Genomic DNA, 18,365 nt, shown 5'->3' with positions numbered 1-18,365 from the left:
ACCGTCAGGCGGTCGTCCATTCGCGCAGCTGCCGGGCGATCCGGGCGACGCCGAGGGCTCCCGAGGCCGCGTCGCGGACCAGTGCGACGGCGGCCTTGGGCGGGTAGTCCAGCGTGAGCGTACCCAGCGCCAGACAGGCCTCGGTCGCGTGCCAGGCGAAGGCCTCGTTGGAATGCTCCAGGCACGGCAGTTTCGCCAGGGTGTGCAGCAGGGCGGCGGCCTTGAGGTGCGGCGAGCCGTAGATGTGCCGTTCCATCGCCTGAGCGTTGACCCGGGCCACCGCCGCGTAGAGCGGTCCGTAGTCGTCGACCTGGGGATCGCCGTCGAGCAGTTCGGCGGCGTGCAGCAGGAACGTGACGTCGAGCGGAGGGGGTTCGGGCTGCGTCACGCGGCGTGGCCCCGCTCCGGCCGCTCCAGCTCCCGCAGCGCCTCCCGCTCGGCGGCCCGCTGGACCGCGGCGGGGTCGGCGCTGCCCGGCTCGGCCGCGAACGCCGCGCCACTGCGGGCCATGGACGCCCTGAAGCCGTCCAGGAACCGCCGCTCCACGGCGGTGGCCCGGTCGTAGGCGGCCGAGAGGATGTACTCCTGCATACTGACGCCCGCCTGCTTGGCGGCCGCCGCGATGGCCGCCCGCTGAGCGGGATCGGGGAAACGCAGATTCATCGCCTTGGTGGCGCCGGAGTCCGACATGGCCCCCATGGTACCGGCGGTACCATGGCTCTGTCACCCGCGTTCGTCCGAGGCCGCGCACACCGAATGATCCGGACACCACCGGGAGTGCCACCGGCGTCGGTGGCCGGCCGTACCGCGGAAATGACAACGGATCGCGCCTGTAACCTCGTTGACGTCGAACATCGACGCCCGGGAGACCGTGCGGCCGCCCGGGAACAGCCGGTCCGGCCCGCGCTGTTGCACCGACCGGGGGTCGGCGGCGCGCGGAAGGAAACCACGGTGACCACGTGGTCGTCCTCTCAGGCAGGACGCGTGCCCTCCGGCGGCCCGCCCGCCGCACACCCCGGACCGGAATGTGTTTTCACGAGAGGACTTTCCCATGGCCGACCGGCCTCTGACTTTGATGGCAGTGCACGCCCACCCCGACGACGAGGCCACCGGCACCGGTGGCATCCTCGCGCGGTACGCGGCGGAAGGAATCCGTACGGTCCTCGTGACCTGTACCGACGGCGGTTGCGGTGACGGGCCGGGGGGTGTCAAACCCGGTGATCCCGGGCACGACCCGGTGGCTGTCGCCCGCATGCGCCGTCAGGAGCTCGAGGCGAGCCGCGAGGTGCTGAAGATCAGCGATCTGGAGACGCTGGACTACGCCGACTCCGGAATGATGGGCTGGCCGAGCAACGACGCCCCCGGATCCTTCTGGCAGACCCCCGTGGAGGAGGGCGCGGCCCGGCTCGCGGAACTCATGCGGCACTACCGGCCCGACGTGGTCGTCACCTACGACGAGAACGGCTTCTACGGCCACCCCGACCACATCCAGGCCCACCGCATCACCATGGCGGCACTGGAGATGGCCGGGCCGGTGCCGAAGGTGTACTGGACCACGATGCCCCGCTCGGGGATGCGGCGGTTCGGTGAGATCCTGCGCGAGCTGGGCGAGAACGTCCCGGAGCCCGACTCCGAGGAGGCCGCCGCGATGGCCGAGATCGGCCTCCCCGACGACGAGATCACCACCTGGGTGGACGCGACCGGATTCAGCGACCAGAAGTACGACTCACTGGCCGCGCACGCCAGCCAGGGCGAGAACATCTTCTTCCTCAAGATGGGCAAGGAGAAGTTCGGGGAGCTGATGGGGGTCGAGACGTTCCTGCGGGTCCGGGACACCACCGGCGCGGCCCTCCCCGAGAACGATCTCTTCGCCGGGCTGCGCTGACTCACCCCCGCGGTCGGCCGCGAGGGGCCCGGTCCGCGAGGCGCCCTCACGGACCGGCCCCGCGGAGCCGGACGTGCCCGGTGGCCCGCTCCTGGCCGGAGCGGGCCACCGACGCGTGCGGGGTACGTGGCGTGCGGCGTCGCCCGGGCCGGGACAGCGGGCCTCGTGGTGACCGGCCGGGTGTGGTTCGCTGAGGGGATGATCCAGGACTCGGACATCGTCGCGTTCGCATCCGCCGAGGCATTCGAGGCATGGCTCGGCGAGAACCACGCGGTCTCACCCGGCATCTGGCTCAGACTCCGCAAGAAGGGGGGAGCCGCGGTCGGCGCCCTGGACTACGCCCAGGCGCTGGACGTGGCACTCTGCTTCGGCTGGATCGACGGGCAGAAGGCCGCTTTCGACGACCGGTGGTGGCTCCAGCGGTTCACCCCGCGCCGGCCGGGCAGTCGATGGTCCAAGATCAACCGGGACAAGGCGACCGCCCTGACCGAGCAGGGACGGATGCGGCCGCCGGGGCAGTCCGAGATCGACCGCGCCAAGGCCGACGGCCGCTGGGAGGCGGCCTACGACGGCGCGAGGACGGCCACGGTGCCGGACGACCTCGCGGCGGCCCTCGCCGCCGTACCGGCCGCGGCGGCGTTCTTCGAGACGCTGGACCGGCGGAACCGATACGCCGTCCTGTACCGCGTCCAGGACGCCAAGAAGGCCGAGACCCGGGCGCGCAGGATCGAGAAGTACGTGGCGATGCTGGCGAAGGGCGAGAAACCCCACCCGTAGGTCGCCGTACTCGGTGAGCCTCCCAGGGACGCCTCGGCAGGCTGCGGAGTCCTCGGGGGCGGGCGGTGGCCGCGTGTGAGGTGGTGTCGGCGATGCCTGGCATGATCGGGTCATGGCCGGTCCGACGCTCCTCACCGGGACACCGCACCGTCGGGTGGTCCTGCTCTGATGGGCCCGTGCCTCACCGTGTGCGCCGTGGCGTCGGTGGCCGGCGTGGCGCTGTGGGCGGCCGAGCGTGCGCTTCGCCGCGGCCGGCCGGAGGCCAGGTACGGGCGCTACGCGCGGTGGGCACACCCGGCGGGCCGGTGGCCGGTGGCGCCGCTGAACCGGGTGGCCGGCAGCCGCCTGTTACGGGCGCGGGGAGAGCGCGTGCCGTCGGTGGCGTTTGTCAGTGGCATCACGGATGTCGTCCACGTCAACCACGTCGTCGACGCCCGCCGTCTCGCGCCCCTGGTGTCGGCGGGCCTGGAACCGCAATGCCTTGGCGAGCGCGGCGACCGGGCCGTGCTGACCTTCCTGAGCTACCGCCACGGCCATCTGGGTCCGGCCCGTCTCGGCCGGTGGCGGCGGCTGCTGCCGTCGCCACTGCAGAGCAACTGGCGTGTCTGCGTGCGTCATGCGCGCACGGGCGTGGACGGCGCGTACTTCCTCAGCACGGCCATCGGCCGCACGCCGCATGCCCTGGGGGCCCGCATCCTCGCCGAGGGACTGCCCATGCACGTCCTGGGGCGGGACTCGCGACTCGTCGTCGAGGGCGGACGGATCGACCTCCTGCCGGATCCCGGGCGCGGCAGCGCGCCGGCCGCCGAGGCGAGCCTCGTACCCCTGCCCGAACGACCGGCGGACGGTCCCTGGCGCCCCGCCGTCGCAAGCTACGAGGAGATGCCGGCCCACTGCGTCCCCCAGGACCGCGCGCTGTCCGTCCAGCCATGGCGTAGTCGTCCGGTACGGCAGGAGATCTCCCTCGGCATCCCTCCCGAGAGATGCGTCCCCCTGTCCGGAACGGTCACGTCCGCCGCCGCCCGCGCCCTGGTCGGCGACGCCGAGCCGTTCGCGTTCCTGGTCCCCTCCGTACGGTTCCGTTTCGAGGAGGAGACGTACGCCCCGCTGCGACCGTGGTGCCGCACCCGATCCGGCGGCCTGAGCCGCAGCGGCGCCGTGCCGGAGCCGGGTGTCGGCGTGGCAGACCGTGCCACCGTGCCCACCACGGCCGGCCGCAGTCACCGGTGTCCCGCGACACCCGCGACCAGCCTCAGCCGCTGGGCGCACGCGCCCACCCGTACCGTCTGCCCCCACGTCAGCTCCAGCGCGTCGCCCTCCATGCCGTCCCCGAAGGCGACGAGACGTTCGGACTCCACGGTGAGGCACAGCCGGTCCGGCGCGGCGAGTTCGCCGGCCACCAGGGACGTCCCGGTGACCGGCGACGGCCAGGCCTCGCGCACGAACCAGAGCAGGCGGTCCTCCGTGGGGTGCGGCAGGCGCGGGGCACCGTCCCGCTGCTGCCACACCGACCTCAGCCAGCCGGTCGCACCCGTGCCCGTGCCCACCAGCACCCCGGAGGAGGCCTGGGCCTCGACGACACCCCCGTCGCCCTCGAGGCCCAGGCGGTATCTGGCCGTCTGGTGTCCGGCGGCGCCGAGATAGATCTCGTTGAGCGCGAGGAGCCGCTGGGTGTCGTCGGCGACGGCCTCCACCATGGTGAGTTCGTCCGTCGGCGCGGTGGGCGCGCCGCGCAGCAGCGCCGCCGCGTCGGCCGCCCGGTGCCGTACCAGGACGCCGGGGTTGCGCCCCGGCTCGGGGTTCACGCCGATCACCGGCTGCCCGTCGAGATACTTGGCCACGTTGGCCACCAGGCCGTCCTGCCCCACCACGACCACGACGTCCTCCGGGGCGAACAGGAACCGGTCCAGGTCACCGCGCTCCACCCGGGCCTGCCGCCAGGTCCGCGGCACCGCGGCCGTGACCTCGGCGAGCGCCCGGTGCGCGCGGTGGTGGCGTTCGGCGATCTCGGCGAGGTCCCGGCCCCGGGAGGAGAGGAAGAACGCGGCCTGTCCGTGGGTGCCGTGCCGGGCAAGCAACTCCTCGTACTCCGTGGTGCGACGGACCAGGACGGCCCGCGGGGCGAGGCTCATCCCCGGTCCCCGCCGCCGAGCCGGGCCAGCAGTCCGGTCAGCACGTCCGGGGTGAGGGTCACGCTGTCGATGTGCGGCAGGTTCTCCGCGAGCCGGGTCCCGGTGAGCGCGTGCAGGGTCGCCACGTCGACCTCGCCGTGGACGCGCAGCCAGGCCGACTGCGCCTCGGCCCGCGCCTCGCCGACCTCACGCGCCGCCTGGGCCTCCGCGTGGGCCAGCGCCACCGACCGGGCGGCCTCGGCCTCGGCGAGCCGTACCGTGCGCGCCGCCTCGGCCTGGGCGCGCACCTGGTCCGCCGCCGCGTTCTCCTGCGCCTCCCGGCGCGCGTTCGCCCCGCGCTGCTGCACCAACTGTTCCTCGCGGCGGGCGAGTTCGATCTGGCTGGCCAGTTCGTTCTCGGCGATGGCGCGCTCGCGCTCGACGGCGACCGCCCGCCGTTCGTAGGTGGCCCGGTCGGCCTCCTGCTGGATCAGCTCGCGGGTGGGAGTGCGCAGCGCGCGCTCCACCTCCGCCTCGGGGCGCACCGCCATGACCCGCACGGCCACCACCTCGATCCCGGTGGCCGGCAGCCGCGGTTCGCCGCCGAGGCCGGCCGCGATCCGTTCGCGCACCGCGGCCGGCCCGTCGGCCAGCGCCGCGGCCAGCGGGGTGCGGGCCAGCACGTGCAGCGCGTGCTGCTGGGCGGTCTCGGTGAGCAGCGTGCCCAGCTGTTCCAGCGGGGCCCCGCGCCAGGCCCCGGTGTCGGGGTCGACGGAGAAGTCCAGACGGGTGGCGGCGAGCGCCGGGTCGCCGATCCGGTAGGTGACGGTCGCCTGTACCGAGACGTCCTGGAAGTCGGCGGTACGGGCACGGAACGTCATGGCCAGCTCGCGGTCCTCGACCGGCACCTCGGAGAGCGCGGCGGTCAACGGGCGGAACCAGAAGGCGAGTCCGGGCCCGTCGTGCACGAGGGTGCCGTCGCGGTGGTGGCGGATGTGCGCCGTGGGCGTGGAACGCAGGTGGCGCCATCCCAGGCGCCGGGTGATATCGGCCATGAGAGCCCCCTCTTTCTCGTCTTGGTGACGATAATCCGTTGGGATCTTTATCGTCAAGAGGACGAGAAAAGAGGGCCGGGGGCAAGGGAAGGAGCTCGGAAGCGGGGTGAGGGGCGGGCTCGGACGCGGTGCCCGCGACGACGGGGCGGGCTCAGACGCGGACCACGATCTTTCCCCGCGTGTGGCCGCGCTCGGCGTAGGCGTGCGCGTGCGCGATCCGTTCGAGCGGGTAGGCCCGCTCGACGCGGGGTGTGTAGCGGCCCAGTCGGCCGAGTTCCGCCGCTTCGGCCAGGAGCGCGGAGTCGTTCTCCGCGTTGGCCGTGTGCACGCCCAGGCGTTGCGCGTTGGCGTGGTCGGCGACCGTCGACACGCGGGCGGGATCGCCCACGATCGCGACGAGACCGGCCAGGGACCCTGAGGCCGCCGTGTCGAGCGCGAGGTCGACACCGTCCGGGGCGAGAGCGGCGACGCGTTCCGTGAGACCGGCGCCGTAGGTGGTGGGGACGGCTCCGAGAGAGGCGAGGAACTCGTGATTGCGCTCGCTCGCCGTCCCGATCACTACGGCTCCCCGCGCCACCGCGAACTCGACCGCGGCACTGCCCACGCCTCCCGCGGCGCCCTCGATCAGCAGCGTGCGCCCCCGCAGGGGACCGAGCGCCCTCAGCCCGCTGAGCGCGGTCACGGACGCCAGACCGGCGGCGGCCGCTTCTTCGTCGGTCCACGTGGCGGGCGCCTGGGCCCAGGCCGAGAGCACGGCCAGCTCGGCCGTCGCGCCGGTGACGCCGCCCAGCCCGAAGACCCGGTCGCCGATGCCCACGCCCCGTACGCCCTCACCGGTCCCGTCGACCACGCCCACGGCGTCACGCCCGGGAATCGCGGGCAGCTCCACGGGGAGCACCTCGCGCACCGCGCCGGAACGCACCTTCCAGTCGACGGGATTGACGCCGGCCGCCGCGACGCGGATACGGATCTCGCCGGGCCCTGGACGCGGGTCCGGCGCCTGCTCGACCACGAGTGTCTCCACACTGCCGTACTCGTGATAGCGGGCTGCGCGCATGACGTTCTGCCTTTCCCACGCGGCCTTGACCCGGCCGTTCGCCAGATCGAGGGGTGGATGAAGCGGTGGGTGATGATCGGCGAGCGCCGACACCTGCCACGCTAAGACCTGACATTGGTGTGAGAGGCAAGACGGACCGTCCGGCGGGAAAGGCCCGATGCGCATCGGCGAGGTCGTCTAGAAGGCGGGAGAACGGGAGGAGCGGGAGAGTGGGGGAACGGGGAGAGCGGGGGAACGGGGACGATGCTCGGGCGTCACGCCCTCGCGCGGAGCGTGCGGAGGCCGCCCCGTACGGATCGCGGGGATGTCCGCGGCGTCGGCCGGGAGGCGGGCCCCCGACGGTCGGGGGCCGCCTCGGAGGACGGTGTACCGGGATCAGCGGAAGGTGCGGCCCAGGTGTGCGACGAGGTCTTCCGACGCGGCCGGGTGGAAGCGCGCGGAGACATGGCCGTCCGGGCGGATCACGACGGCTTCGCCGTCCAGCGGCGCGTAGGCGGCACGGAACTCGCCCTCCGTGTCACACAACCGCGGCGGACGCAGGCCGACGGGACGGGCGTCGCGCGGCATGTCCTCGGCGGTGATCAGACAGGCGTTCAGCAGGCCGTGGGCGGCGCGGCGCGCCTCGGTCGCGCACGCCTCCAGGCGCGCGGCGCCGTCACCGGCGACGTGCCGCGGGCCCGCGTACATCAGCAGTACATGCCGCGGGGCGCGCAGCAGGTCGAACAGGCGTACCGGGTAGCCGGCGAGGTCGCCCACCAGACCGCGGCAGTCCGGGGCCCGCTCGCCGGGCGTGGGACCGGCCGCACGGGCACCGTCCGTACTGGCACCGCCCGCCGCCCGTGATCGGACCAGTGGGCTGTCCGGATAGTCGACGAGCAACTGGGCCTGACGCCGCACGAACATCTCGGGGTCTCCCATGGGGCCGCCGGCGCTCGGACGGGCGTCGCGGACCGTACGCGTGTGGCGGACGGTGCGGTCGACCACTTCCCGCGCCACGGGGTGGCGTTCGGCGTGGTAACTGTCCAGGACATCGTCCGTGGCCAGGCCGCGGACGGCGAGGGCCAGTTTCCAGGCGAGGTTGTGCGCGTCCTGCACACCGGTGTTCAGCCCCTGCCCACCGATGGGCGGGTGGACATGCGCGGCGTCCCCGGCCACGAAGAGACGACCGGCGCGATACCGGTCCACCAGACGGTGACCGGTCCGGAAGGCGGACGACCAGCGCAGCGCGGACACCTTCGCCGGCTCGGGGGACAGCCGGTCCAGCACGGCCTGGATCTGGCCGAGGTCCAGTCCCTCGTCGGCTTCCGTACCGTGGGACGACCCCTCCGCGCCGTCCGGCGCGCCCCGGCCGTCCTCGGCCGCGCCCCGGTCGCCGGGGCGCAGCATCGACAGCCAGTACCGCCGTACGCCCGGCATCGGGATGCAGACGAGCATGTCGTCCACCGCGCCGTCGGCACCCGTGCACGGACCGCATGCTGTACCCGGCGGGCAGGTCCCAGTCGACCTCCACATCGGCGATCATGAACCGCCCGGGCAGGAGGTCGCCCTCGAAGGCGAGTCCCGCCTCCCTGCGGACCAGACTGTGCGCGCCGTCGCAGCCCACCACGTAGCGGGCGCTCAGCCGCTCGCTCCGGCCGCCGGCGCCCGCGAGGACGACCTCCACCTCGTCCGGGTGCGAGACCACCGAGACGAGTTCGACCGGCCGCTCCACCTCCGTGCCGAACCGCGCGAGATGCTCGCTGAGAAGCCGCTCGGTCGTGTACTGCGGCAGCGTGGCGAAGGGATAGGGGATGTCCGGCGGCAGGGTCAGCCGCATCGGCTCGTCCTGGGGCTTGCCGTCGATGAAGACCAGCTGGCCAAGGTGCGGCACGGCTTCGTCGAGCACCTCGCGGACCAGCCCCATGGCGTCCCACACCTCCAGCGTGCGGGGCAGGACTCCGATGGCCTTCGCGTGGGGCTGGGGGGCGGCCAGCCGGTCGACGACGCGGCAGCGAACACCGTGCCGCCGCAGCTCGGCCGCCGCCGTCAGGCCCACCGGGCCCGCACCCACCACGAGCACATCGACATCGGCCATGATCGGCTCTCTCATCGTCCGGCAACGAGGTCCGTGCCAGTGTGCTTCTGCGAGCCTCGCCCGACGCGGCGGGGAGCGCCCGCTCGTCGCCCCTGTGGCGATGGACCGGCTGGTCAGGGCGGGCAGGCCGGGCGCTCAGGTTCACTGGATCGGCCGGGGCCGGACTGGAGTTGCGGTACGGGACGGGCGGCGGCGTACGGCACGGGCGGCGCGGCACGAGAGGTGCGGTGCGGCACGAGAGGTGCGGCACCGTCCGGGGCGGCGGAGGATCGCCGCCGTCCTCGCCCACAAGCCGGCCGGGGAGACCGGCCCGTCCTCCCGGCGCCGCGGGCGACTGCGCCGGGCCCCTCCGGAGGACGGTGCCGTGCGGCGGCTCAGACGGTGAAGTGGTAGGTGCCCGAACCCACGCGGAACACCTGGTGGCCGTCCTCGTACCGCAGTGGTGTGCCGCCCGAGTGCGTGACCTTGTCCGCGGCGGATGCCGGGACCCACACCTCGGCGGTGGTGTTCGGCGGCACGGAGCAGGTCAGCTCGAAGCGTCCCTGCCGCCGGCTCCAGCGCGTGGAGATCGGCCCCCGCACGGAAGTGAACGTCGCACGGGCCGAGTTGACGCCGCCGCCGGGGCGCGGGCGGACGAGTACCTCGCGGTACCCGGGCCGGGCCGCCGAGATGCCCGCGATGTTCGCGTACATCCACTGCCCCACCGACCCGTAGGCGTAGTGGTTGAAGGAGTTCATGCTCGCGTCCTGGAACGTGCCGTCGGGCCGCAGGGAGTCCCAGCGCTCCCACATGGTGGTCGCGCCCCGGTCGATCTGGTAGCCCCAACTCGGGAAGGTGCGCCGGGTGAGCAGCCGGTAGGCGAGGTCGGTGTGGCCGGTGTCGGTGAGGACGGGCAGCAGGCGGGGGGTGCCCAGGAACCCCGTCGAGAGGTGCCCGTCGCGCGCCTCGATCAGTGCCACCAGCCGGTCGGCGGCCCTGCCGCGCAGCGCGTCCGGCACCAGGTCCATCGACAGGGCGAGGACATAGGCGGTCTGGGTGTCGCCCTTCACCCTGCCGTCGGCACCGATGTACGCCTTCTGGAAGGCGGCGCGGACGCGGCCGAAGAGGTCGTCCTGGGGGGCGGGATCCCTGCCGAGTTCGCGGGCCATCCGCGACGCGAGGTCGGCGCTGTGCGCGAAGTAGGCGGTGGCGACGACGTCCTTGGGTGTCTCGTCGGACAGGTTCAGCCAGTCCCCGAATCCCTCCGCCGGCCGCAGCAGACCGTCGCTGTGCTTCTCCAGATAGCCCAGCCAGTCCACCACCGACGACCACGCGTCCTGGAGCACCCGCAAGTCCCCGTACGCCTGGTACAGCGCCCACGGCACGGTGACCCCCGCGTCGCCCCAGCCGGCCGCGCCGTCACCGACATGGCCCACGTCGGGTGCCACGTGGGTGAAGGAACCCTCCGCGGTCCGGCCGTCGCGCAGGTCGGTGAGCCACTTGGTCAGGAAGCGGGCCGACTCCATGGTGTAGGCGGCGGTGGGTGCGAAGACGTTGATGTCGCCGGTCCAGCCCAGACGTTCGTCGCGCGCCGGGGTGTCGGTGGGGACGGAGAGGAAGTTGCCGCGCTGGCCCCACGTGATGTTGCTGTGCAACTGGTTGAGCAGGTCGGAGTCCGTCACGAAGTCGAGGGTGGCGGGCGCGTCGGTGTGCATGACGCGGCCGGTGATCGCCCCGGCGGTGGGGGTGCCGGGGAAACCGGTCACCTCGACGTAGCGGAACCCGTGAAAGGTGAAGCGGGGTTCGTAGACCTCCGTGCCGCGCCCGTTGAGGACGTAGGTGTCGGTCGCCTTCGCCGTGCGCAGGTTGGCCGTGTAGACGGTGCCGTCCGGGCTGAGCACCTCGGCGTGCCGCAGGCGTACCGTCGTCCCGGCGCGGCCGGAGACGGTGAGCCGGACCGAACCGACCATGTTCTGGCCGAGGTCGAAGACGAAGACACCGGGCTTCGGCTCGGTCACCTCGACGGGCTTCAGTTCGTCGGTCACCCGCACCGGACCGTCCACCTGGGCGACGACCCGTTCCGGGACGTCCGTGCCGGCCTCGCGCACGGCGAGCCAGGCCCCGTCGTCGAACCCGGGTGAGGCCCAGCCGGGCGTCTCCTTGCGGGCGTCGTACGTCTCACCGTTCAGCAGGTCGGCGGAGACGATCGGACCGGTGGAGGCGGTCCAGTCGGTGTCCGAGGTGACGCGGGCACTGCTGCCGTCGGCGTAGTCGACCTCCAACTGGGCCAGCAGCGCCGGGTGTTCGCCGTACTGGTGCGGGCCGAACATGCCGACGTTGCCCGCGTACCATCCGGGTGCGAGGTACACCCCGAGGGCGTTGGCGCCCCCGCGCAGCAACTTCGTGACGTCGTGCGTCTGGTACTGCACGCGCGTGCGGTAGTCCGTCCAGCCGGGGGCGAGTTGCTCGGAACCGACCCGGACGCCGTTCACATGCGCCTCGTACAGGCCGAGCGCGGTGACGTACAGCCGGGCGCGCGCCACCTTCTTGCGCCGCAGCCGGAAGGTGCGGCGCAGCCTGGTGACGGCGTACGACGCGGGAGTGACCGCTCCCCAGGGGCCGGAACCCGATGGGGCGACCTCCTTGGCGGCGGCCCAGGAGGTGTCGTCGAAGTCCGGGGCGCGCCAGTTCCCGGCGGGCTCCCGGTCGACGGTCCTCCACGAGGCGTCGGTGACGACGCGCCGCTCCCCGGAGGCGGTCCGCACGACCAGCGTGGCGAGCAGGCCGGCCGGACTGACGGAGGCGTTGGTCGCGGCGACCGCGAGCACGGTGCGCCCGGAACGGACATGGGGGAGGACGTCCACGACAGCGGGTCTGCGCCAGTCCTCGTTGTCGGTGTCGAGGTCGGTGCGCGCCACCTCGGTGCCGTCGACGGCGACGGAGTACACGTTGTCCGCGGTGATGGCCAGCGTGGCCGAGGTGATCCCCGCCGGCAGGTCGACCGTACGGCGGAACCAGCGGGTGCCCGCGGGTGCCTCGTTCGCCGGGTCGCCCTCGGGGTACCAGATCCACCGACTTCCCTGGAACGACGGCGCGTCGGTCAGCTCCGCGGGAGGGGCGATCCACCGGGCGGACCACTGGTCGGTGCCGAGCAGCCCGGTCTCCCACCAGGACGGCTCGCTCCACCCGGACACCGCACTCTCGCCGTCCCACACCCGTACGGACCAGAAGTACCGTTTCCTGGGCTCCAGTTCGGGGCCCGCGTACGGTACGAGCACGGAGTCGGCGGACTCCACCTTCCCGCTGTCCCACACGTCGGGGCGCCGCAGCGCGGCGGCGCTGGACGCCACACGGATCTGGTACGCCGTCTGCCGGACGCCCGAGGCCTTCGACACCGTCGGCCAACTCAGGCGCGGACGGGCCGTGTCGAGGCCGAGGGGATGCCGGACGTACTCGACGGTGGGCGCCACCACCTTCGCCGCGGCGGGCCGCCCCGCCGCTCCGGTGCCGGAGGACGGGACCGCGGCGCCGGCCGCGGCAGGTCGCGCGGCCGTGGCGGCGACCGCCGCCGCCGTGCTCGCCAGGATGCCTCTACGACTGATCACTGCGCCACCTCACACGGAGTAGGAATGAATCGATTCAAACCAGAGGAGCGCGGCAACCGTAGGGGTGAGTGGGCGAGTGGGTCAATGCGTGTGCGTCAATTCGGCGTGCCAACAGGGGAAATGCGGTAGGAGAGGAGGTGATTGGCGAGCGGCGCCGGGTGGGAGTGCACGCAGTGGGCGGGTTTTGTTGTGCCGATTGAACGCTTTCAGTCCGTTCAGGACGGTCCGGTCCGTCGGCGCGGTGGCCGTGTCCCGTGTCCGAAACGGCCGGTGAACCCATTGGTGAGCCTGCCGGTGCGTTCGCCGTCGGCAGTGACACCTTGATGGATCCTTCGGTCGGCTGCCGCGAGTGCCTGGACCGCCTGGAAGGTCGCCTTCGGTCCTCATGCGAGAGGGGGTGTGGCTGGGACAGCGCGGACGCGACCCCGCGGGGTGGTGCACTCAGGTGTTGAGCGGCTGTCCGGTCGTCGAGTGCACGGAGTGCGCGGTGCCGTCGTGGCGGTCGCCCAGGGTGGGTGTGCCGGTGGGCTCGAACATCAGGAAGGCGGCACCGGACGGAGCGTGCGGCTTGTGCTCCGTGCCGCGAGGAACGGTGAAGACCGCGCCCCGGGGGAGCAGTACCGTGCGTTCCCCGTCGGGCTCGCGCAAGGAGATGTGCAGCTCACCGTCGAGCACCAGGAAGAACTCGTCGGTGTGGTCGTGGACGTGCCAGACGTGTTCGCCCTCCGCCTTGGCGATGCGCACGTCGTAGTCGTTGACACGGGTGACGATGCGGGGGCTCCAAGGGGTGTCGAAGGAGGCCAGGGCTTCGCCGAGGGGGATGGGCTCGGTGCTCATGACTGCATTGCTCGCGTTCGAGTTCTCGTCGCTCATGGATTCATCCTGTGCCGTTCCGCAGGACCGGCGCGAGTGCTAGGAATCGCACATGACGAAAGAATCCTCGCACGCGATGCCCGGGATCGGGACCGGAACCGGGACCGGGACCGGGGCGATCCCCGGGACCGGGACCGGAGCACACCGGGTCGTCGTCATCGTGGACGAGAACTCCAATCCGTTCGAACTGGGCTGCGCGAGCGAGATCTTCGGCCTGCACAGACCCGAGATCGGCCGTGACCTGTACGATTTCCGGCTCTGCTCGCCCGAACCCCGCACCGTGATGCGGGACGGGTTCTTCACCCTCACCGGAGTCGCCGGTCTGGAGGCGGCCGACACCGCGGACACCCTGATCGTCCCCAACCGACCCGACGTCGAGGTGCCCCGGCGTCCCGCCGTGCTCGACGCCGTCCGACGGGCGCACGCACGCGGGGCGCGTCTGATCGGCCTCTGCAGCGGCGCCTTCACCCTCGCGGAGGCCGGAGTCCTCGACGGGCGCCGGGCCACCGCGCACTGGCAGTGGGCGGACTCCTTCCGGAGCCGCTTCCCCTCCGTGCGCCTCGAGGCGGACGTGCTGTTCGTGGACGACGGTGACATCCTCACCGCCGCCGGCAGCGCGGCCGCGCTCGACCTCGGGCTGCACGTGGTCCGCCGCGACCACGGCGCGGAGATCGCCAACTTCGTGAGCCGACGACTGGTCTTCGCGGCACACCGGGACGGCGGGCAGCGGCAGTTCGTGGAACGCCCCGTTCCCGACCTGCCGGACGAGTCCCTGGCGCCCCTCCTGACCTGGGCCCAGGAACGGCTGGACTCACCGCTCACCGTGTCCGGCCTCGCGGCGCGGGCGGCGGTCAGCGCGGCGACGCTGCATCGCCGGTTCCAGGCCCAACTGGGCACCACGCCGTTGGCGTGGCTCACGGGGGAGCGGCTCACCCTGGCCTGCCGCCTGATCGAACGGGGCGAGTCCCGGTTCGAGGTGGTCGCGCGCCGCAGCGGTCTGGGCAGCGCCGCCAATCTGCGCAGGCTCATGCGCCGTGAGACCGGCATCACGCCGTCGGCGTACAAACGTCGCTTCGGACCCGACGCGGCATGACACCCGGCGCGGCATGGCACCGGGCGCCTCCTGCTCCTGCCTCCGCGCCCCCGCCTCCGCGCCCCGCCCGGCGAGAAGCCGGGGCGGCCCGACGGGCGCACGGCTCGATAGGCTGGGTCGGTGCGCACGGTCGAGCTCTTGTTGGACGAGGCGGCGGAATCAACGGTCCGGGAGGCCTGGCGGCGACTGGCGGACGCGGGGCTGCCCAGCCAGGCGCGCCACCGCTCCCCGACCAACAGTCCGCACGTCACCCTGGCCGCCTGCCCGGAGCTGACCGCCCCGATCCGCTGGGAACTCGCCGAGGTGGCCGCCGGACTGCCGCTGCCGGTGCGGTTCACCGGCGTGGTCCGCTTCGAGAGACCCACCTCGGTGCTGGCCTGGTCGCTGGAGCCCGACGCCGCGCTGACCGGTCTGCACCGCCGGGTGTGGGAGGCGGTGGTCTCGGACAGTCCGCCCGAGACCCTCAGCCCCTTCCATGAACCCGGCCGCTGGAGCCCGCACGTCACCCTCGGCCGTACCCGGCGAGCAGGTGCCTTCGCGGGCCGACGCGTCCCCGAACTGCTGCCGGTGCCACCGCTGTCGGTCTCGCTCACCACCCTGCGCAGCTTCGACACGGAGACCCACAACCTCGAGATCCTGGGTCCGCGTCCCTGAACCCCGGCCACCGGCCGCCGGCACCGCGACCGCTTCGGCTGCCGCTTCCGCACTCAACCGAGCGGCTACGGGGCGGTCGGATCCGCACTCCGACCGCCGACCTGGTCCAGCCAGTCGAGGATCACCTTGAGTGCCAGACCCTGGTTGCCGATCTGGCAGTGGTTCTGTGCCTGTTCCGCCTCGGTGAACACGCGCGCACAGACCGATCGCGCGGCGGGCAGTGTCAGCACCTGGTCACCCAGCATGCGCAACGGCACGTAGTGGTCCGCGGCGCCGGCCAGAAGCAGGACGTCCTGGGTGACCAGGTGCGAGACGTCGTCGGTGCGGTACCTGTTCCAGGCCTCGAAGAGAGAGGTCGGCGTGTCCGCGCCCATCACCCGCCTGCCCTGCTGGACGAACCACTCCAGCAGCAGGTCGGCCCTGCACCCCTCCTCGATGGCGGCGTCGAACACCGGCGCGGGGAGGCTCTCGAAGTGCGCCACGAGCGCGCCGAGGCCGACGGAATCGAACAACGTGCGGGAGGCCTCGAGAAGGCCGGTGAGGATGTCCCAGGCGATCACCCGGCCGACCCGGGGCTCGCGCGCGGCCGCACGCATCACCAGACAACCGCCGAGGGAGAAGCCCGCCAGGGTGACGTCGGACAGACCGAAGTGGTCCAGGACGGCGGCCACCGGCAGGTGCCAGTCCGGGGTCATGGGGGTGCCCGCGTCCAGCACCGTGCCCTGACCGGGCCCGTCGAAGATCACGGTGTCCAGCCCGGCGTCGCGCAGGGCGAGCGCGGCCGGCAGCCATTCCGCGATGTAGCTGTCGTACCCGCCGAAGACGACGATCGTCCCGCGCGGCCGCGCCGGGGTGAAGCGGTAGGCCGTGAGCCGTGTCGCTCCGTACGGGACCAGGTGGCGGTCCGCGGCGGTGACGCCGTTCCCGGCCTCGGCGTTGTCGAGGAAGCGCCGCTGGGCGGGCGCGAACCGCGGATCGTCGGGACGGAGGAAGAACTGCGCCGCGCGGGCGTAGTAGGCGGCGGGCAGGTGGCGGCCGGCCGCCAGCGCCTCGTCGCTGAGTTCCAGCATCACCCGCGTCCAGTCGGCATAGTCCGAGATGCGCGGCGCCACCGCCCGCATCTCCTCCAGCATCCGCTCCTCGTTCGCCCAGCCGTAGAACCGGTTGAGCTGGAAGTTGAGGGAGACGTTCGGGTGCAGCGGGTAGTACCCCACCGGGAACCGTTCGACGATCTCCTGGTCGCTCACCATCATCTGTCCGCCTTTCCCGCGTGATGAACCGTGAACGATCCTCGCGGCCCCGGCCCGCCCGTGCGGAGGCTCCGGCACGCCACAAGGCGGTTCTCTCGCGCCGGCGTGACGGGTTCGGTGATGTCGCGCGGCGGTTCCCTCGCACCGGCCCGACGGGCCCGGCGGTGTCGCGCGGCGGCTGCCTCACGTCAGCGTGGCCGGCCCGGCGATCTCACCGGGGCGCCGTTCGTGTGCCAGCGGCGCAGCGCACCGCGGAGCGCGCGGGTGTCGCCGAAGCCCAGCCGTGCGGCGACCTCTTTCCGGCTCGCCCCCCGGGCGAGCAGTGCGGTGGCGCGGTCACGGCGCACCGTGTCGACGAGGTCCCGCCAGGTGGTGCCCTCCTCCGTCAAGCGGCGCTGCAGGCTCCGCGGGCTCAGTGCCAGCGCCCTCGCCACCACCGGCAGCGACAGGCCGCCGTCCGCCAGCTGCGCGGTGATCACCTGCCGGAGCCGGTCCGCCCAGGGCGAGGGGACCGCCTGGGCCGCGATCACGTCGGCCGCGTGCTGTCGCAGGACCGCGCCGAGCCGGGCGTCGGCGTCCGGCAGCGGGAGCGACAGGTCGTCGGCCGCGAGAGTCATGGTGGTGGCGTCGGCGTCGAAATCGAGCCGCCGCGCGCCGAAACGGACGGCCAGCTCCCGGTGATGTGCCGGCGCGCACGACGTCAGCCCGACGTGCAATGGGCGGATCTCCCGCCCGGTCACGTACCGCGCCCGGAACAGCACCGTCGCCAGCGCGTACTGGCTGGCCATCGCGTCGACCTCGGGATCGCCCGAGCGGATCTGGTAGGTGACCGTCCCCGGGCCTCCCGGGCTTCCAGGGTTCCTCGCGTCACCAGCCAGCCCTATCTTGTTGGGCGCGGTGTTGAGGAGGGCCGAGTACCGCTCCGTCACCGTGAACACCTCGGCGAGCGTGGGGACGTTGGCGACCAGGTAGTCCATCAGCCGAAGCCGCCCGAAGCGCCAGTGACCGGCCGCCTTCACCCCGAGACAGGGATCGTCGGACGCGCCCAGCCGCAGCCGCCAGAGCCGGCTGAGGCAGTCCGTGGGGACACGGGCATCCATGTCGGCCGACATGAGCCCGGTCAGACCGGCCCGGCGGGCCAGGACGGCCCCGTCACCGCTCGTTCCCTCCAGCCCGGCGACGAGCAGCCGCAACGCGGACATGTGCGCCGTCGGCCCCCGTGGCGCGTCCGGCCTCCGTACCCCTTCCGGCCGCTGCAACCCTTCTGGCACCTGCGGCCCTTTTGGCACCTGCAGCCCTTCTGGCACCTGCAACCCTTCCGGCACCTGCGGCCCGTCGGACTCCTTCGGCCCGTCCGACAAGCAAGGCTTCGACTCGGCCCCACGCATGGAGCCATCCTACGAGCACGGCGACAACCACCGGGACCGTGTTCGGTCTGGTCAGCGGTCCGGCCAAGGGCTGGGCCTCGGCCGAGGGCCCCGGCGCACCGGCCGCCGACGCGCTGCTGCTTGCGGTCCTCGCGCTGATCGAGAGGCATCGCGATCTGGGGTGCCAGTGGCGGCTTCGCCTTTCCCGCCCCTCTCCGTCGCGGGGTCTTCGGGTGCCGAACCGGCACAGCAGGGCTCGCCTCCACATGCCGCCGGATCGGAGGCACCCTCGGCTTCGCGGCGCTGGTCGCGGTGGCGAACTCCTGCTCCGGCCCTCGCCCCGACACGAACGGGCTGATCGACGGGCTCCGGGAGGCCGGACGGGTCGCCGCCGCGGGAACCCTCGGCGGCGCCCTGACCGGGCTCGGTCTGAAGAAGCAGCCCCGGCCGGCTCCCGCGCCCGCATCCACCCCGGCATCGATGCCGGAGGCCGCCGATGCCGCCCTTCAGGAGCCGGCCGTACGCACCGCGTACGCGAATGGTGCGCGACTCATACGGTTCCCCGATTAGAGTGAGGCGCGGGAG

At 72.9% G+C, this 18,365-nt stretch carries 15 protein-coding genes and 1 pseudogene; 5 read left to right on the top strand and 11 right to left on the bottom strand.

Annotated features, from left to right (window positions below; all coding sequences use genetic code 11):
- Window positions 1–4 precede the first annotated feature (4 nt).
- Window positions 5–388, bottom strand: coding sequence for a fic family toxin-antitoxin system, toxin component (locus QFZ64_RS02440; protein ID WP_307061817.1), 384 nt, complete (start codon window positions 386–388; stop codon window positions 5–7).
- Complete coding sequence (locus tag QFZ64_RS02435; protein WP_373430533.1) at window positions 385–699, bottom strand: DUF1778 domain-containing protein; 315 nt, start codon at window positions 697–699, stop codon at window positions 385–387. Before QFZ64_RS02435 ends, QFZ64_RS02440 begins: the two co-directional genes overlap by 4 nt.
- A 352-nt stretch (window positions 700–1,051) precedes the next feature.
- Between QFZ64_RS02435 and QFZ64_RS02430 the strand changes: the two genes are divergently transcribed.
- A complete protein-coding gene (locus QFZ64_RS02430) occupies window positions 1,052–1,885 on the top strand; it encodes a PIG-L family deacetylase (RefSeq protein ID WP_307061814.1) in 834 nt (277 codons plus the stop codon).
- A gap of 198 nt (window positions 1,886–2,083) precedes the next feature.
- Window positions 2,084–2,662, top strand: coding sequence for a YdeI family protein (locus QFZ64_RS02425; protein ID WP_307061812.1), 579 nt, complete (start codon window positions 2,084–2,086; stop codon window positions 2,660–2,662).
- Window positions 2,663–3,010: 348 nt separating this feature from the next.
- On the opposite strand, the gene QFZ64_RS02420 is transcribed toward QFZ64_RS02425, so the two are convergent.
- The 7 genes and pseudogenes from QFZ64_RS02420 to QFZ64_RS02385 all read right to left on the bottom strand — a co-directional run bounded on the left by QFZ64_RS02420 (window position 3,011) and on the right by QFZ64_RS02385 (window position 13,380).
- The gene (locus QFZ64_RS02420; RefSeq protein WP_307061810.1) at window positions 3,011–3,193 is read right to left on the bottom strand and encodes a hypothetical protein; all 183 of its coding nucleotides are present in this window, start codon (window positions 3,191–3,193) and stop codon (window positions 3,011–3,013) included.
- A gap of 689 nt (window positions 3,194–3,882) precedes the next feature.
- On the bottom strand, window positions 3,883–4,794 hold the full coding sequence (locus tag QFZ64_RS02415; protein WP_307061808.1) for a hypothetical protein: 912 nt from the start codon (window positions 4,792–4,794) through the stop codon (window positions 3,883–3,885).
- Window positions 4,791–5,828: an SPFH domain-containing protein gene (locus QFZ64_RS02410; RefSeq protein ID WP_307061806.1), complete on the bottom strand. Its 1,038-nt coding sequence runs from the start codon at window positions 5,826–5,828 to the stop codon at window positions 4,791–4,793. Before QFZ64_RS02410 ends, QFZ64_RS02415 begins: the two co-directional genes overlap by 4 nt.
- A 151-nt stretch (window positions 5,829–5,979) precedes the next feature.
- Window positions 5,980–6,885: an NADP-dependent oxidoreductase gene (locus QFZ64_RS02405; protein WP_307061804.1), complete on the bottom strand. Its 906-nt coding sequence runs from the start codon at window positions 6,883–6,885 to the stop codon at window positions 5,980–5,982.
- Window positions 6,886–7,260: 375 nt separating this feature from the next.
- Window positions 7,261–8,959, bottom strand: a pseudogene (locus tag QFZ64_RS35255) (FAD-dependent monooxygenase).
- 374 nt (window positions 8,960–9,333) lie between these two features.
- The gene (locus QFZ64_RS02390; protein ID WP_307061800.1) at window positions 9,334–12,543 is read right to left on the bottom strand and encodes an alpha-L-rhamnosidase; all 3,210 of its coding nucleotides are present in this window, start codon (window positions 12,541–12,543) and stop codon (window positions 9,334–9,336) included.
- A 441-nt stretch (window positions 12,544–12,984) separates the two neighbouring features.
- Window positions 12,985–13,380 carry a cupin domain-containing protein gene (locus QFZ64_RS02385; RefSeq protein ID WP_307071538.1) on the bottom strand — a complete coding sequence of 132 codons (396 nt, stop codon included), beginning with the start codon at window positions 13,378–13,380 and terminating at the stop codon, window positions 12,985–12,987.
- Between the two features lie 88 nt (window positions 13,381–13,468).
- Between QFZ64_RS02385 and QFZ64_RS02380 the strand changes: the two genes are divergently transcribed.
- Complete coding sequence (locus QFZ64_RS02380) at window positions 13,469–14,509, top strand: helix-turn-helix domain-containing protein (protein ID WP_373430532.1); 1,041 nt, start codon at window positions 13,469–13,471, stop codon at window positions 14,507–14,509.
- 120 nt (window positions 14,510–14,629) lie between these two features.
- A complete protein-coding gene (locus QFZ64_RS02375) occupies window positions 14,630–15,163 on the top strand; it encodes a 2'-5' RNA ligase family protein (protein ID WP_307061798.1) in 534 nt (177 codons plus the stop codon).
- A 65-nt stretch (window positions 15,164–15,228) separates the two neighbouring features.
- Here the strand turns inward: QFZ64_RS02375 and QFZ64_RS02370 are convergent, their stop codons facing one another.
- Window positions 15,229–16,416, bottom strand: coding sequence for an alpha/beta fold hydrolase (locus QFZ64_RS02370; protein ID WP_307061796.1), 1,188 nt, complete (start codon window positions 16,414–16,416; stop codon window positions 15,229–15,231).
- 185 nt (window positions 16,417–16,601) lie between these two features.
- Window positions 16,602–17,615 (bottom strand): AraC family transcriptional regulator, encoded by a 1,014-nt coding sequence (locus tag QFZ64_RS02365; RefSeq protein WP_307061795.1) that lies wholly within the window; start codon window positions 17,613–17,615, stop codon window positions 16,602–16,604.
- Between the two features lie 477 nt (window positions 17,616–18,092).
- Between QFZ64_RS02365 and QFZ64_RS02360 the strand changes: the two genes are divergently transcribed.
- Window positions 18,093–18,350 (top strand): hypothetical protein, encoded by a 258-nt coding sequence (locus tag QFZ64_RS02360; protein WP_307061793.1) that lies wholly within the window; start codon window positions 18,093–18,095, stop codon window positions 18,348–18,350.
- Window positions 18,351–18,365: the final 15 nt, after the last annotated feature.

This window comes from Streptomyces sp. B3I8, from assembly GCF_030816915.1.
Lineage (GTDB): Bacteria > Actinomycetota > Actinomycetes > Streptomycetales > Streptomycetaceae > Streptomyces.
Note: the sequence above shows the minus strand (reverse complement) of the source record. Positions and strands in the feature narration are given on the sequence as shown.

Excerpts from the sequence above, each read along its gene's own strand:
- QFZ64_RS02365 (WP_307061795.1), bottom strand. The coding sequence starts at position 17,615 with ATGTCCGCGTTGCGGCTGCTCGTCGCCGGGCTGGAGGGAACGAGCGGT.
- QFZ64_RS02430 (WP_307061814.1), top strand. The coding sequence starts at position 1,052 with ATGGCCGACCGGCCTCTGACTTTGATGGCAGTGCACGCCCACCCCGAC.
- QFZ64_RS02435 (WP_373430533.1), bottom strand. The coding sequence starts at position 699 with ATGGGGGCCATGTCGGACTCCGGCGCCACCAAGGCGATGAATCTGCGT.
- QFZ64_RS02425 (WP_307061812.1), top strand. The coding sequence starts at position 2,084 with ATGATCCAGGACTCGGACATCGTCGCGTTCGCATCCGCCGAGGCATTC.
- QFZ64_RS02405 (WP_307061804.1), bottom strand. The coding sequence starts at position 6,885 with ATGCGCGCAGCCCGCTATCACGAGTACGGCAGTGTGGAGACACTCGTG.
- QFZ64_RS02415 (WP_307061808.1), bottom strand. The coding sequence starts at position 4,794 with ATGAGCCTCGCCCCGCGGGCCGTCCTGGTCCGTCGCACCACGGAGTAC.
- QFZ64_RS02385 (WP_307071538.1), bottom strand. The coding sequence starts at position 13,380 with ATGAGCACCGAGCCCATCCCCCTCGGCGAAGCCCTGGCCTCCTTCGAC.
- QFZ64_RS02380 (WP_373430532.1), top strand. The coding sequence starts at position 13,469 with ATGACGAAAGAATCCTCGCACGCGATGCCCGGGATCGGGACCGGAACC.
- QFZ64_RS02370 (WP_307061796.1), bottom strand. The coding sequence starts at position 16,416 with ATGATGGTGAGCGACCAGGAGATCGTCGAACGGTTCCCGGTGGGGTAC.
- QFZ64_RS02410 (WP_307061806.1), bottom strand. The coding sequence starts at position 5,828 with ATGGCCGATATCACCCGGCGCCTGGGATGGCGCCACCTGCGTTCCACG.